The following is a 14,021-nucleotide window of genomic DNA, read 5'->3' as shown; positions in this document are numbered from 1 at the left end:
CCAAATTTCCAAATTTCCAAGTTCTACGCCTTCGGGTGCGCCTTTCTGTAGGTCTCAATCAGCTGCGCCGCGTTGACGTGCGTGTAGCGCTGCGTGGTACTGAGCTGCGCGTGGCCGAGCAGCTCCTGAATCGCCCGCAGATCGGCCCCGGCTTCCAGCAGGTGCGTCGCGAACGAATGCCGCAGCGCGTGCGGGCTGATGCCGTAGCGCGTGCTGCAGGCGGCCACATATCGCCGCACGAGCTTGTCCACGCTGCGCGTGGAGAGCCGCCCCCCCTGATAGTTCAGGAACAGCGGCTCGCGGGCCCGCCGTTTGGAGCCAGACCCGGGTCTGACCCCTTCACGGTCGGCAAGCCAGGTCCGGAGGGCTTCCGCCGTCGTCCGGTTGAACGGGACGATGCGCTCCTTGCGCCCCTTGCCGAGGACGCGGACCACGCGGCCCGAGAGGTTCACGTCCTCCAGGTCCAGCCCCACCAGCTCGCTCAGCCGCAGCCCTGAGGCGTAGAACAGCTCCAGGATCGCCTTGTCGCGGCGGCCGAGCGGCTGCGACGTGTCCGGCATCTCGAGCAGCCTGGCCATCTCGTCGACCGCGAGATGGTTCGGAATCCGCTGCTCCCGCTTCGGCGTGCCGACCAGCGACGCGGGATCTCCCTCGAGCAGCCCTTCGCGGCGCAGATAGCGGCCGAACGCGCGCACCGCCGACAGCTTCCGTGCCGCCGACGACTTGCTGTTGCCGCGCGTGTGCAGATCGCCGAGCCACGCCCGCGCGCCCAGATGATCCAGGTGCTCCGGCACCAGCTCCGAGACGCGGCAGCCGGTGTGCGCCGCCAGGAAGGCGAGGTACTGCGTGAGATCGCTGTCGTAGGCGCGCACCGTGTGCGCCGAGGCGTTCTCGTTCAGCCGGAGATGCTCGAGAAAGGCTTTGAGGTGCTCTCTAACCACTCCGCCAGATCCTTCAGGGCGCGATCGGACAGCGCCACGTTGCGGTCCTTCTTGCTCTTCACCCGCTGCTCGAGCGGCGGGATCAGGCCGAACGCGATGTTCGACGGTACGTAATGTTTCGGATCCGCGTGGGCGGCGTAATAGGCCAGCGCGCCGATAGCCGTCGTGCGCGGCGGCACGGACGGCCCTTCGCCGAGCGCCAGCGCCGCCGCGTTCCGGCCGGCAATCAGGCCCGACGCCGCGGATTCGACGTACCCCTCCACGCCCGACATCTGTCCGGCGAAGAACAGGTCCGGGCGCATGCGCGTCTGCCAGGTCTGGCGCAGCACCGTCGGCGCGTTCACGTAGGTGTTGCGGTGGATCATCCCGAAGCGGACGAACTCGGCGTTCTCCAGGCCCGGAATCATCCTCAGCACGCGCGCCTGTTCGCCCCACTTCATCTGCGTCTGGAAGCCGACCAGGCTGAAGTGATCGCCGGCAAGGTTGTCCTGCCGCAACTGCACCACGGCGTACGGCTCGCGTCCGGTCCGTGGATCCGGCAGCCCGACCGGTTTCATCGGTCCGAACCGCAGCGTATCGACGCCGCGCGCCGCCATCACTTCGATCGGCAGGCAGCCCTCGAAAAAGGCCGGCTTGTCGAAGTCGTGCAGCGCGGTCTTCTCGGCGGCCATCAGGGCGGCGTAGAAGGCTTCGTATTCCTCTTTCGTGAAGGGGCAGTTCAGGTAGTCCCCTTCGCCGTCGTCGATCGAACAACCGGGTTGATCGGAAGGACCCGGGATCTGCCGATCGCTTCGAAGGCTCCTGTTCCAGCGCGACGCGCGATAGATCTTCGCGCGGTCGATGGACTCACCCGAGACAATCGGACTGATCGCGTCGTAGAAATACAGATGCTTCGATCCGACCAGCGCCGCGATCTCGGCGGACAGCGCGTCGGATGTGAGCGGACCGGTGGCGAGGATCACGGGACCATCGCCGGATGATGGAATCGCCTGGACCTCGCCGCGACGAATCGAGATCAGGGGATGCGATCCGATCGCCTCGGTCACGCGCGACGAGAACACGTCGCGATCGACCGCCAGCGCCGCGCCAGCCGGGACACGCGCCTCGTCGGCGCAGCGCATGATCAGCGAGCCGAGCCGGCGCATCTCTTCCTTGAGAAGGCCGACGGCATTGTCCAGCTTGTCTCCGCGGAAGGAGTTGGAGCAGACGAGCTCGGCCAGGCCGTCGGTCTTGTGCACCGCCGTCGGCTTGACCGGCCGCATCTCGTGCAGAACGACGTGGACGCCGCGCGCGGCAGCCTGCCAGGCGGCTTCGGAACCCGCCAGACCGCCGCCTATGATAGTGATGCGGCGGCTGCGGCGGCTGTCAATTCCCAAGTCCCAACTCCCAATTCCCAATCAACGCCCAACGCCCAAAACGCCCAAAACACAAGGCGCCCAACTCCACGGTAGCAGCTCCGTTGGGAGTTGACGGCCGTCAGGCGGTCGTCAACTCCTCCGCCTGACGGGCATAACTGCACTCTTCGTTGTTGCAGATCAGCTGACGGCCGTGCTTCTTGGTGATCTTCTCCACCAGGAACGGCGCGCCGCAGTCGGGGCACTTCTCGGCGACCGGACGGTTCCACAGCGTGAAGTCGCAGTCGGGGTAGTTGGCGCAGCCGAAGAAGACCTTGCCCCGGCGCGACTTGCGCTCGACGATGTCGCCGCCGTCCTTCGGGCAGAGCACGCCGGTGGTCTTCTGCTTGACGTACTTGCAGCTCGGATAGCTGCTGCAGGCGGTGAACTCGCCGAAGCGCCCCTGCTTGATCACCAGGTTCGAGTCGCACTTCGGGCACTTCTCGTCGATGATCTGGTCCGGCTTCGCGGCCGTGATGCCCTGCTTCGTCGCGATGATCTTCCTGGTCGTCTTGCACTCGGGATAGCCGGTGCAGGCGAGGAACTGGCCGAACCGCCCGCGCTTGACCGCCATCGGCTTGCCGCAGTTCTCACAGGTCTCCTCGAGCGACTCCCCCTCGGCCCCCGCTTCCGGCGTCTCGAGCTCGCGCGTGTTCTCGCACTCGGGATAGCCGCTGCAGGCGAGGAACAGGCCGAACTTGCCGGCCTTGATCACCATCGGCTTGCCGCACTTGTCGCACGCGACCGCCGGATCCGGCTCGACCCCTTCCTTGAGGTTGACCATCTCCTTCGCGGCGCGCTTCAGATCCTTCTGGAACTTCTTGTAGAAGCTCGCCAGCGTCTTCTCGTAGTTCGACTCGCCCGACTCGATCTTGTCGAGATCCTCTTCCAGCTCGCGCGTGTAGTTGACGTCGAGGATGTCGTCGAACGCGGGACTGAGCAGCTTCTCGACCAGCATCAGCCCGAGGAAGGTCGGCTTGAACTTGCCTTCGATCTTGTTCACGTACTCGCGCGCCTGGATGACGCTGATGATCGACGCGTAGGTCGACGGCCGGCCGATGCCGTTCTCTTCCAGCGCCTTCACCAGCGTGGCTTCGGTGTAGCGCGGCGGCGGCTGCGTGAACTTCTGCTCCGGCTTCAGCTCGCGCAGCGTGAGCACGTCTCCCTGCGCCAGCGGCGGCAGCACGCTCGAGTCTTCGTCGTCCTCCGCGGTTTTCGCATCCGGGCCGGGCGCGACCGTCTCGACGTCCGGCGCCGGCGCGACCGGCTGGCTGTACACCGCCATCCAGCCGGGGAACTTGGGGACGGAGCCCTTGACGCGGAACAGGTAATCCGCGGCAGCGACGTCGACCGTGGTGTCGTCGAACGTCGCCGGCGGCATCTGCGACGCCACGAAACGGTTCCAGATCAGTTTGTAGAGATAGTACTGATCGTGCGTCAGTTGGGCGCGGACGTCATCGGGATGGTACTGCATCGACGTCGGACGGATGGCTTCGTGCGCGTCCTGCGCGTCCGACTTCGTCCGGTACGCGTTGGGCTTCTCAGGCACGTAGTCGGCGCCGAACGCCGTCCCGATGAACTCGCGAACGTCGGCGATGGCCTGCTCCGACACGCGCGTCGAGTCGGTACGCATGTAGGTGATGAGGCCGACCGATCCCTCGCCGGGCAGCTCCACCCCTTCGTAGAGCTGCTGCGCGACCATCATCGTCTTCTTCACCGGAAAGCGCGACGCCTGCTGCAGCTTGCTGGTGATGAACGGCGGCACCGCGCTCTTCCTGCGCTCCTTCGTCGTCACCGAATCGACGATCCAGCGCGCGGACTTCAGATCGGCGAGCACCGCGTTCGATTCCGCCTCGCTGCCGACCTTGATGTTGGCGCCCGCCTTCTTCAGGAGCCTGGCATCGAACTCCGGCGGCAGGGCGGCGGCGAGCCGCGCCGTGATGTTCCAGTATTCCTCGGGGACGAAGGCGTTGATCTCGCGCTCGCGATCGCACACCAGCTTCAGCGCCACCGACTGCACGCGCCCGGCGCTGAGGCCGCGGCGGACCTTGTCCCAGAGCAGCGGACTGATCTTGTAGCCGACGAGCCGATCGAGCACGCGCCGCGCCTGCTGCGCGTCCACCATCTTCTTGTCGATCGCGGTCGGCTTCTCGAGCGCGGCGAGCACCCCCTTCTTGGTGATCTCGTTGAACATCAGCCGCCGGATCTTCTTGCGGTTGCCGGTGCCCAGCTCCTCCGCCAGATGCCAGCCGATCGCCTCTCCTTCACGATCGGGGTCGGTCGCGATGAAGATGTCGCTCGACTTCTTCGCCTCGTCCTTGAGCTCCTTCAGAACCTTCTTGCGAGACGCGATGACCTCGTACGACGGCTCGAAGCCTTCGTCCACGTCCACGCCGAGCTTGCTCTTGGGCAGGTCGCGGACGTGCCCCATGGAGGCGACGACCTTGTAGTCCTTGCCGAGATATTTGTTGATGGTCTTCGCCTTGGCGGGCGATTCGACCACGACGAGTGACTTGGCCATAGTTCCAACTATCCGCGTCCGTCGCGCCGCACGTAGCGGCCGCCGGGCAGCTTGACGACTCTTCCCTGCATCTCCCACTGGGTCAGCCGGGGCAGCAGCGCGCCACCGGCCAATCCCACCGTAGCAGACATTTCGTCGACGTCGTACGATTCCCCGGGGGTGAGGTTCTGGAGTAAATCCTCATCCCTCAGCGATTTACTGGAAATTTTCTCGTCGAGCCGCGATCCGCGCCCGCCCGGACCCGGGCGATCCCCCGTCTCCGGCGCGGTCCGGGCAGACCCGGACGACGGCTGAGACCAGCCCAGCTCTTCCAAGATATCGTCCGCAGTCTCCACGACCTTTGCGCCGTCTTTCAGCAGCGCGTGGGAGCCGCGGTTCCGGCCGCCGAGCACGCTTCCCGGGACCGCCATGACGTCCCGGCCCTGCTCCAGCGCGTATCGGGCGGTGATGAGGGATCCGCTCTTCTCGTTCGCTTCGACGACCACCACGCCAAGCGAGATCCCACTGATCAGCCGGTTTCGCAGCGGAAAGTGGTCCGGCAGGGGCGGCACGCCGGGCCCGTGCTCGCTGACCAGCGCCCCGCCGCAGCAGATACTTACGGACAGCTCGCGGTGCTCGGGCGGGTAGATGACGTCGGGGCCGCTCCCCAGGACGGCGACGGTCGCGCCGCCTGCCGCCAGGCATCCGCGATGAGCCGCGCCATCCGCGCCGCGCGCCAGCCCCGACACGACGAGCACGCCGCGGCCGGCGAGCTCGCCCGCCAGCCGCGCCGCCACCTCGAGGGCGTAGCTCGTCGCCGCGCGCGAGCCGACGATCGCGACCCCCGGCCGCGTCAGTGACGCGAGGTCGCCTCGCCCCCAGAGCACCGGCGGCGGGTCCGCGATCGTGCGCAGCAGAGGCGGATACCCCTCATCCACGCTCCGGACGGCGACGATGCCGCTGGCCGCCGCCGCGTCGAGCAGCGCCGTTGCCTGCGCGCGCGCGGCGTCGGCGATCCGTTCGACGTTCGCCCCCGGCGCGGCGCACGCGATCACCTCTTCGAGCGACGTCGAGCCGGCCTGCTCGATGAGTTCCTTGTAAACGGCGAATGCGCGGCCGCGCGTGAGACCGGTGAGCGTCGAAAGGGCGACCGCGGCGTGAAGATCCATCGCGACAGGTCCTGTCGCGCGAACAGGGCCGGCTCCGGCGCCGCTCGCGCAGCATCGGTGCCTGACCCTGTGTCCTTATTATAGGCCTCTCCGTGCCATCGGGGATCCCCCTCCGGCTTACGAGACTCGTCGGAACTTACCAAAACGGGCGTAATTGGGCCCGATTTCTCGGCGCGCCCCGGGCAGAGCTCTGGTACATGCATTGCTCAGAACTGTCATCGAGATTTCTCGCGTGTTTGACGTGAACGCCGACAGGAAACTGGTATATTGACCGCCTATCCCATGCGCCGACTGATTCTTTTCTCAGTCGTGGTCGTGCTCTTCGCGCCAGCGGCGGCGTCCGCGCAGGACCGCGGGAAGTCGAAGCAGCAGGTCGAGTTCGGCATCAAGGTCGCGCAGAACAATCTCTGGAACGAAGCGCTCTACCGCTGGCAGAAGGCGGTCGAACTCGATCCGACGTACGCCGCCGCCTGGAACAACCTCGCGATCGCCTACGAGCACGAGGGGAAATTCGAGGAGGCGAAGAAGGCGTACGAACGCGCGCTGGAGCTGGATCCGAAGAACCTCATGATCCGGCAGAACTACGATCTCTTCAAAGAAATCAATGACCGCACGAAGCGCCGCAGCGGCAACAAGTAGCCTCGTCCTCGTGTGCTCGCTCGCGCTGGCCGGCTGCGCGGGCTTCTACGAGATCCCCATCGAGACGCCCATTCAGCCCAAGATGGACGTCACCGCGTTCCAGCGCGTGCTCGTCGCCGGCTTCATCAGCGGCGGCAGTGACGACGTCGACGCGAATCTCGAGACGGTCCGCCTCCTGCGCAGCCAGCTGCGCTCGAAATCGCCGCTGCGCGTGATCGAAGCAGAGGTGCTGCCGCTCGCCGAGATCGCCGCCGTCGAATCGGCCGACGACGCGCGCACCATCACCACGACGTCCACCGGCGTGATGCCGGTCGGACCGATCCCGACCGCCGACATGGTGAAGCCCGCCGGCGAGCCGAAGCCCGCCGATCCGCGCCGGCCGGAATCGAGCATCCGCAACGAGAAAGACCTGGCGAAGTACGACAAGATCTTCGCGGACGCCGCGTACTGGAAGAAGCTCGGCGAGGAATACCAGACCCCGCTCATCGTCACCGGCACGGTGCTCTTCACGCCGCACCAGGCCAACGGCTTCGTGATGCAGAACCGCGAGGTCTACGACTCGTTCGGCCGCCGCAGCGTGATCCCGGTGCGCACCTACATGGAGCGCAAGGGCTTCATCCTGCAGCCGCGGTTCGTCTTCATCGACGGCCGCACCGGCGCCGTCGTCTACTCCGAGACCTTTCACGAGGAAATCCTCTACCCGAACAACCAGAGCGTGCCGGCCCTCTCGACCTATTTCGAGCTGATGGACCGGATCATGCCCTCGTTCCTCAGCACGCTCAGCGCGCAGAAGATCCGCGGAACCCGAGTCCTCCTGAAGTAGATCGGGTCATCGGGTGATCGGGTCATCGACGGTTGCCGGCGCTGCCGCGCCCGGATTGCCGGCCGGCCCACCGGATTTCCAAATTCGCCGATTTCTTGGTATTCTAGGGTTTTGCGTCTCCCAGCAAAAGGACGGTAGAGGTGTTTGCAATCATCCAGAGCGGCGGCCGTCAGGTCAAGGTGACGCCGGGCGCCGTGATTGAAGTGGATCGGGTGGACGTCGAGCCGGGCACCGAAGTGAGTATCGATCGCGTCCTCTTCCTCGAGAAGGACGGCGGCGAAGTGCTGGCCGGCTCCCCGTTCGTGGCGAACGTGAAGGTCGTCGGCGTGGTCGACGGCGAGTCACGCGGCCCGAAGATCCGCGTCTTCAAGAAGAAGCGCCGCAAGGGCATGCGCCGGACCAAGGGGCATCGCAGCACCTTCACGCGCGTGCGCGTCACCGAAATCAAACTGTAGCCGCAGCTTCGGCTGCGCGTCAGCGTAAGGGCATCATGGCAACAAAAAAGGGCGGCGGTAGTACACGAAACGGGCGCGACAGCAACGCGCAGCGCCTTGGCGTGAAGCGCTTCGACGGCAACGTGGTGACCGGCGGATCGATCCTCGTGCGCCAGCGCGGACGGCGCTTCCGCCCCGGCCTCAACGTCGGGCTCGGCAAGGACGACACGCTGTTTGCGAAGATCGACGGTACCGTCAAGTTCAGCGATCACGGCGCCCGCGGCCGCGTCATCTCGATCGTTCCGCTGGCGAAGTAAGGCGCAGGTTCCCGGCTCCACCGCAAGGAACCGCCGCGCCGCGGCGCCCAGCGCCCCACGATGTTTGTCGACGAAGTAGAGATTCACGTCGCGGCGGGCCATGGCGGCAAGGGCGCCATGAGCTTTCGCCGCGAGAAATTCGTCCCCCGCGGCGGGCCCGACGGCGGCGACGGCGGCAGGGGCGGCAGCGTCTATCTCGTCGCCCGCGCGAATCTCAACACCCTCCTCAATTTCCGGTTCCAGAAAGCCTTCGCGGCGCCGAACGGCGCGCAGGGCGAAGGCTCGCTCCGCACCGGCAAGTCCGGCGCCGACATCGTCCTCGAGGTGCCGGTGGGGACGCAGGTGTACGAGAAGCGGCCCGGGAGCGACGGCGGCGAGTACGTGTTGATTGCGGACCTCACCGCCGAAGGGCAGCCGATCGAGATCGCCAAGGGGGGACTCGGCGGCCAGGGGAACGCGCGCTATGCGACCGCGACCAATCGCGCTCCCCGGCGGACGCAGCCGGGACTGCCCGGCGAGGAAAAGGACCTCCGGCTGCAGCTCAAGCTGCTGGCCGACGTCGGGATCGTCGGGTACCCCAACGCCGGCAAGTCGACGATCATCTCGCGGATTTCGGCGGCCAAGCCGAAGATTGCCGACTATCCGTTCACCACGCTGACGCCGAACCTCGGGGTCGTCGGCCTCTCGGGCGACCGCTCGTTCGTCGCCGCCGATGTGCCCGGATTGATCGAAGGGGCGCACGAGGGGCACGGCCTCGGTCACCGGTTCCTCAGCCATCTGGAGCGGACGCGGGTCTTGATTCACGTGATCGACGTGTCGTCGGCGTCGGGGCGCGATCCGATCGACGACTACGAGACGATTACCCGCGAGCTGCAGATGTTTCCCGGCCGCGATGCCGCGGGCGAGCGGCTGCAGGACAAGCCGGTCGTGGTCGCCGCCAACAAGATCGACGCGCTGGACGATCCATCGCGGCTCGAGCGGCTCCGCGCGCATTTGCAGCACGCCGGCGTTCCGCTCTACGCTGTGTCTGCGGCGACCGGCGAGGGGCTGCCGCTGCTGCTCGAAGCAGCGTGGAAGAGGCTGGTGGAATCGAAGAACCAGGATCGAGGCTCGAGGATCGACGCTTGATGCGGCCAGGGACACCGGCATCGGAACCTCGCGGCTCGCACCTCGCCCCTCGAACCTCGCCCCTCGAACCTCACCCCTCGCCCCTCGACCCTCGAATCGGCATCCTCGGCGGCACCCTCGATCCCATCCACTGCGGCCATCTCGCGGCGGCGGCCGCGGCGCGCGACGCGCTCGATCTCTCACGCGTCCTCGTGCTGCCGTCGCGCATTCCACCGCATCGCGCCGTCCAGCCGCTGGCGTCCCCCTTCCATCGGTTCGCGATGGCCTGTCTCGCGGTGGCCGGAATGCCGCGGTTCGAAGCGAGCGACGACGAGCTGCGTTCCGAGGGTCCGTCGTATACGGCGGACACGCTCGAGCGGCAGCATGCGGCCGGCGCGACGCCGTCGCAGATCTTCTTCATCACCGGCGCGGACGCCTTCGCGGAGATTGCGACCTGGAAGCGCTATCCGGAGGTGCTGGATCTCGCCAACTTCGTGGTGGTGACGCGCCCCGGGCACTCGGTCGACGCGCTGGCCGCCCGCTTGCCGGCCCTGGCCGGCCGGATGCGGCCGGCGACGGCGCAACCCGCGGCGACGCCGTGTATCTATCTATTGCCGGCCGTTACACCCGACGTTTCGTCAACCATCGTGCGCGAACGGTTGCAGCGCGGCGAGCCGATCGCCGGTCTCGTCCCGCCGCTCGTCGAAGCCCACATTCACCAACACCGTCTGTACAACCAGGGCCGATAAATTGCATGGCCAAGACTGAACGAAAGCGTTCCACGACCACGGCGAAATCCCCAGGCGCGGCGCGGAGCCGGAAACTGACCGGCGAGATTGCGAAGGCGGTGAAGGCCGCCCTCGACAAGAAGGCGATGGACGTCGTCGTGCTGGATCTCCGGCACACGCCGGCCTTCACCGATTTCTTCCTGCTCTGCTCGGGCCAGAACACGCGGCAGGTGCACGCGATCGCCGACGCGATCGACGAAGCGCTCCGTGCCGCGAAGGTGCGGCCGAACCACGTGGAAGGCTACGACCGCGGCGAGTGGGTGCTGATGGACTTCTTCACCTTCATCGTGCACGTGTTCACGCCGCAGACGCGCGAGTTCTATTCACTGGAGCGGCTGTGGGGTGACGCCGAGCGCATCGACATCGCGGACGAGCCGGCTCGCTGACATCGGCCGCCGGGCCGTCGACGGCCTGGTCGCGATCGTACTGGCGCCGCTCTGTGCCGCCTGTCGCCGCCCGCTGGACGAGCCGACGCGCGGCCCGGTCTGCGATCCATGCTGGTCGGCAATCGTCCCGGTCACGCCGCTGGGCTGTTCCTCCTACCCTCCGGGCATTTCCCTCGCCGCGGCGATCGGCCCTTACCAGGACACGCTGAAAGACGTCGTCCACGCGCTCAAGTACGATCCGCGGCCGACCATCGCGCGCCGGCTGGCGGCGCGGATGCGCGACGCCGGTTCGCTCGTGCTCGACGGCGCGGATGCCGTCGTGCCCGTTCCTCTCCACAGCTCACGGCAGCGGACGCGCGGATTCAACCAGGCGCGCGCGCTGGCAGAGCGCGTCGGCCTGCCGCTGATCGACGGACTGGTCCGCGTGCGACGAACCACGGCGCAGGCGGACCTGCCGGCGGCCCGACGTCATGCGAACGTGGACGGTGCGTTCGCGCTCGCGGTCGCGGCCAGCGAGATCGCCGGGCGCGTGATCGTACTGGTGGACGACGTGTGCACGACGGGGGCGACGCTCAACGCGTGTGCGGCGCCGCTGCTGGCGGCCGGCGCCAGGCAGGTGCGCGCGCTGACGGCGGCGCAGGCGCGGCTCAGATCAGGCGGCTGACCGCGGCGAACACCTCGGCCGCGACGGCGTCCTTCGGACGCTCGCCGTCGAGGCGAAGCCAGCGCGGCGACGCCGCCTGGCGCCGATAGCTCTCGCGCACGCGCGACAACAGCGCGAGATCGCGCTCGTACTTGTCGCGGTTGCTGGTCTTCCGTCCGGCGGCGGTGTCCGGCGCGATGTCGAGCAGAATCGTGAGGTCCGGCGGCGGCAGGTACTTCTGCATCTCGGACAGCCACGCGCCGTCGAGCCCGAAGGCCTCGCCGTACGCGATGCTCGAGGCCAGGTAGCGATCGCAGATCACGATGGTTCCCTCGGCGAGGGAGGCCTGGATGCGCGGTTTCTTCTCGTAGCGATTCGCCACGTAGAGCAGCTGCATGACGTCAGGCCCGTAATCGCGGCCGCCGTGCAGACCGGCCTCGATCTCGTTCCCGATCCGGGTCTCGTACGAAGGGAAATCGAGCAGCAGGCACGTGCGTCCGCGGTGCTCGAGCGCCTGCTGCAGCGCTTCGGCCTGCGTCTGCTTGCCGCTTTGATCGAGTCCTTCGAACGCGATCAACAAACCCTTGGGTGCCGCTGGAGTCGGGGGTTGGGACATGGGAATCGACTGCGGGCCTCAGAGCTCCAGGGCGAGCACGTCCTCGAGCGTCTGGCGGCGGCGGATCAGGCGGACTTCGCCGTTCTCGACCATGACTTCCGCGGGCAGCAGCCGGCGGTTGTAGTTCGACGCCATCACCGAGCCATAGGCTCCGGTGTCGAGGACCGCGTAGAAATCGCCGACCGCCGGCCGCGGAATCGTGCGGTTCTTGCCGAGCGTGTCGCTGCTCTCGCAGAGCGGCCCGACGATGTCCGCGGTCACCGGCCGGGCGCCGTTCTCGACGACCGGCTCGATGCGATGGAAGGCGTTGTACATCATCGGCCGGATCAGCTCCGTCATGCCGGCGTCCATGACGACGAACAGGCTGTCTGACGCCGACCCGCGCTCCTTGACGTCGACCACGCGGGTCACCAGCGCACCGGCGGGCGCGACGATATGGCGTCCCGGCTCGAGCACGATGGCGAGGCCCGACGCGCGGACGATGGGCAGCACCGCGCGCGCGTAGTCGGCCGCGCCGGGCACCGGAGAGCCGTCGTAGGAGACGCCGAGGCCGCCGCCGATGTCGAGATGCTCGATCGTCGTCCCGTCGATCGCGACCTCGCCGGCGAGCGTCACCAGCGCCGCCGCGGCGCGCGCCAGCGGATCCACGCTGGTGATCTGCGACCCGACGTGGGCGTGGAGACCGACGATCTGGATGTTCGGCCGGCCGCGATGGCGGGCGCAGAGCGCGCGCACCTGATCGAGCGGTATGCCGAACTTGTTGGTCTTCAACCCGGTCGAGATGTGCGGGTGGGTGCTGGCGTCGACGTCCGGATTCACCCGGATGGCGATCCGCGTGCGCGTCTTGCGCGCGCGCGACAGCGCCTCGATGCGCTCGATCTCTCCTTCCGATTCGACGTTGATGCTGCGGACGCCGAGATCGATCGCGTGGCCGAGCTCCGCCGCGGTCTTGCCGACGCCGGTGAACACGATCTGCGGCGGCAGGAAGCCGGCGCGGAGCGCGACGTCGATCTCGCCGCCCGAGTTCGCGTCGGCGTGGCTGCCCAGGGCGCGCAGCAGTCGGGCGATGGCGAGCGTCGAGTTCGCCTTGAGGGCGTAATGGATGGTGTGCGGATAGCCGGCGAACGCCTCGTCGATGGCGCGATAGCGCTCCGCGATGGTCGCGGCGCTGTAGACGTAGAGCGGCGTCCCGTGCGTGGCGGCGATCGAGTCGAGCGGCACGCCGTCGCACACCAGCGCGGCGCCCTGACGGTAAAATCCGGTCACGGGAAAAGAGTGTAAGATACCAGATTACGACGCATGTCTGCTGATTCCGCGGCTGCGCAGCCCGCCACGCCCGACAGTCTCATCGAGCAGTGCCTGGCCGGCGATCAGCTGGCCTGGGAACAGGTGGTGCGGCAGAACTGGCGCAAGGTCTTCAACGTCGCCTACAAATTCGTCGGCAAGCATGACGAGGCGGAAGATCTGACGCAGGACATCTTCCTGAAGATCTTCAAGGCGCTGAACACGTTCGATCGCCGCGCCAACTTCCAGACCTGGATCATCAGCATCAGCCGCAACCTGTGCATCGATCATTATCGCAGCGTGCGCAAGGAGCGGCAGACGATCGCGCGGGACGTGGACTCGACCGACCTGCAGCCGGCCACCAGCGAGCGCGGGCCGTACGCGCAGGCCGAGCATCAGGATCTCCGCGCGCAGCTGCGGCAGGCGCTGGAGACGCTGCCGGTGACGCTGCGCACCGCCGTGGTGCTGCGCGATCTGCAGGAGCTGTCGTATCAGGAGATCGCGGATCGCCTCGGCCTGCCCGAGGGGACCGTGAAGTCGCGTATCAACCGGGGGCGCATCGAGCTGGCGCACCAATTGAAGCGGCTGCAGGACAAGCAGCCGGTTCGCCCGCGGAAGCGCGGCGCGAGGAGTGTGGGATGAACATCACGACCGAACACGCCAACGGCATCGCCGTCGTCCGCGTGGGCGAATCACGCCTCATGTATCCGCTGCTGTCGGAGTTCTCCGCGGCGGTGCAGAAGCTGATCGCCTCGGGCGAGCGCCGCGTGGTCGTCGACCTCTCGTCGGTCGGGTACGTCGACAGCGCGACCATCGGCTGCCTGATGGATCTCTACCGGCAGGCCAGCGCCGCCGGCGGCGCGCTCAAGCTCGCCGGCGTGCAGAAGCGCGTCGAGACCATGCTGACGATGACCGGGGCCCAGAACTTCATCGAGGTGCACCCGGACGAACCCAGCGCCGTCAAAAGCTTCGGAGCCTGA

Annotated in this window: 16 protein-coding genes; 10 read left to right on the top strand and 6 right to left on the bottom strand. The window is 67.3% G+C overall.

Annotation, left to right across the window (positions count from 1 at the left end):
- Positions 1 to 23: 23 nt before the first annotated feature.
- From VFK57_20630 to dprA, 4 genes are all read right to left on the bottom strand, one after another.
- Positions 24 to 941, bottom strand: coding sequence for a tyrosine recombinase XerC (locus VFK57_20630; GenBank protein ID HET7698133.1), 918 nt, complete (start codon positions 939 to 941; stop codon positions 24 to 26).
- A complete protein-coding gene (gene trmFO, locus VFK57_20625; protein ID HET7698132.1) occupies positions 896 to 2,317 on the bottom strand; it encodes a methylenetetrahydrofolate--tRNA-(uracil(54)-C(5))-methyltransferase (FADH(2)-oxidizing) TrmFO in 1,422 nt (473 codons plus the stop codon). The genes VFK57_20630 and trmFO overlap by 46 nt, the downstream gene beginning before the upstream one ends.
- A 100-nt stretch (positions 2,318 to 2,417) precedes the next feature.
- A complete protein-coding gene (gene topA / locus VFK57_20620; GenBank protein HET7698131.1) occupies positions 2,418 to 4,856 on the bottom strand; it encodes a type I DNA topoisomerase in 2,439 nt (812 codons plus the stop codon).
- 8 nt (positions 4,857 to 4,864) lie between these two features.
- Positions 4,865 to 6,004, bottom strand: coding sequence for a DNA-processing protein DprA (gene dprA, locus VFK57_20615; GenBank protein HET7698130.1), 1,140 nt, complete (start codon positions 6,002 to 6,004; stop codon positions 4,865 to 4,867).
- Between the two features lie 309 nt (positions 6,005 to 6,313).
- Between dprA and VFK57_20610 the strand changes: the two genes are divergently transcribed.
- The 8 genes from VFK57_20610 to VFK57_20575 all read left to right on the top strand — a co-directional run bounded on the left by VFK57_20610 (position 6,314) and on the right by VFK57_20575 (position 11,162).
- Positions 6,314 to 6,643 (top strand): tetratricopeptide repeat protein, encoded by a 330-nt coding sequence (locus VFK57_20610; protein HET7698129.1) that lies wholly within the window; start codon positions 6,314 to 6,316, stop codon positions 6,641 to 6,643.
- A complete protein-coding gene (locus tag VFK57_20605) occupies positions 6,609 to 7,466 on the top strand; it encodes a hypothetical protein (GenBank protein ID HET7698128.1) in 858 nt (285 codons plus the stop codon). The genes VFK57_20610 and VFK57_20605 overlap by 35 nt, the downstream gene beginning before the upstream one ends.
- A gap of 140 nt (positions 7,467 to 7,606) precedes the next feature.
- Complete coding sequence (rplU, locus tag VFK57_20600; GenBank protein HET7698127.1) at positions 7,607 to 7,921, top strand: 50S ribosomal protein L21; 315 nt, start codon at positions 7,607 to 7,609, stop codon at positions 7,919 to 7,921.
- 35 nt (positions 7,922 to 7,956) lie between these two features.
- Positions 7,957 to 8,217, top strand: a complete 261-nt coding sequence (gene rpmA / locus VFK57_20595) for a 50S ribosomal protein L27 (protein HET7698126.1) — start codon at positions 7,957 to 7,959, stop codon at positions 8,215 to 8,217.
- A gap of 60 nt (positions 8,218 to 8,277) precedes the next feature.
- Positions 8,278 to 9,345 (top strand): GTPase ObgE, encoded by a 1,068-nt coding sequence (gene obgE, locus VFK57_20590; GenBank protein HET7698125.1) that lies wholly within the window; start codon positions 8,278 to 8,280, stop codon positions 9,343 to 9,345.
- Positions 9,345 to 10,073, top strand: a complete 729-nt coding sequence (nadD, locus tag VFK57_20585) for a nicotinate-nucleotide adenylyltransferase (protein HET7698124.1) — start codon at positions 9,345 to 9,347, stop codon at positions 10,071 to 10,073. Before obgE ends, nadD begins: the two co-directional genes overlap by 1 nt.
- A 5-nt stretch (positions 10,074 to 10,078) precedes the next feature.
- Positions 10,079 to 10,498, top strand: a complete 420-nt coding sequence (gene rsfS, locus VFK57_20580) for a ribosome silencing factor (protein ID HET7698123.1) — start codon at positions 10,079 to 10,081, stop codon at positions 10,496 to 10,498.
- A complete protein-coding gene (locus VFK57_20575) occupies positions 10,455 to 11,162 on the top strand; it encodes a ComF family protein (protein ID HET7698122.1) in 708 nt (235 codons plus the stop codon). Before rsfS ends, VFK57_20575 begins: the two co-directional genes overlap by 44 nt.
- On the opposite strand, the gene tmk is transcribed toward VFK57_20575, so the two are convergent.
- Positions 11,146 to 11,718, bottom strand: a complete 573-nt coding sequence (tmk, locus tag VFK57_20570) for a dTMP kinase (GenBank protein ID HET7698121.1) — start codon at positions 11,716 to 11,718, stop codon at positions 11,146 to 11,148. The genes VFK57_20575 and tmk overlap by 17 nt on opposite strands.
- Before the next feature lie 57 nt (positions 11,719 to 11,775).
- On the bottom strand, positions 11,776 to 13,023 hold the full coding sequence (lysA, locus tag VFK57_20565) for a diaminopimelate decarboxylase (protein HET7698120.1): 1,248 nt from the start codon (positions 13,021 to 13,023) through the stop codon (positions 11,776 to 11,778).
- 33 nt (positions 13,024 to 13,056) lie between these two features.
- Here lysA and VFK57_20560 point away from each other — a divergent pair, with 33 nt between their 5' ends.
- Positions 13,057 to 13,683: a sigma-70 family RNA polymerase sigma factor gene (locus VFK57_20560; protein ID HET7698119.1), complete on the top strand. Its 627-nt coding sequence runs from the start codon at positions 13,057 to 13,059 to the stop codon at positions 13,681 to 13,683.
- A complete protein-coding gene (locus VFK57_20555) occupies positions 13,680 to 14,021 on the top strand; it encodes an STAS domain-containing protein (protein ID HET7698118.1) in 342 nt (113 codons plus the stop codon). Before VFK57_20560 ends, VFK57_20555 begins: the two co-directional genes overlap by 4 nt.

The sequence above is a fragment of the Vicinamibacterales bacterium genome, from assembly GCA_035699745.1.
Lineage (GTDB): Bacteria > Acidobacteriota > Vicinamibacteria > Vicinamibacterales > 2-12-FULL-66-21 > JAICSD01.
This window is presented reverse-complemented; position numbering and strand designations above follow the sequence as displayed.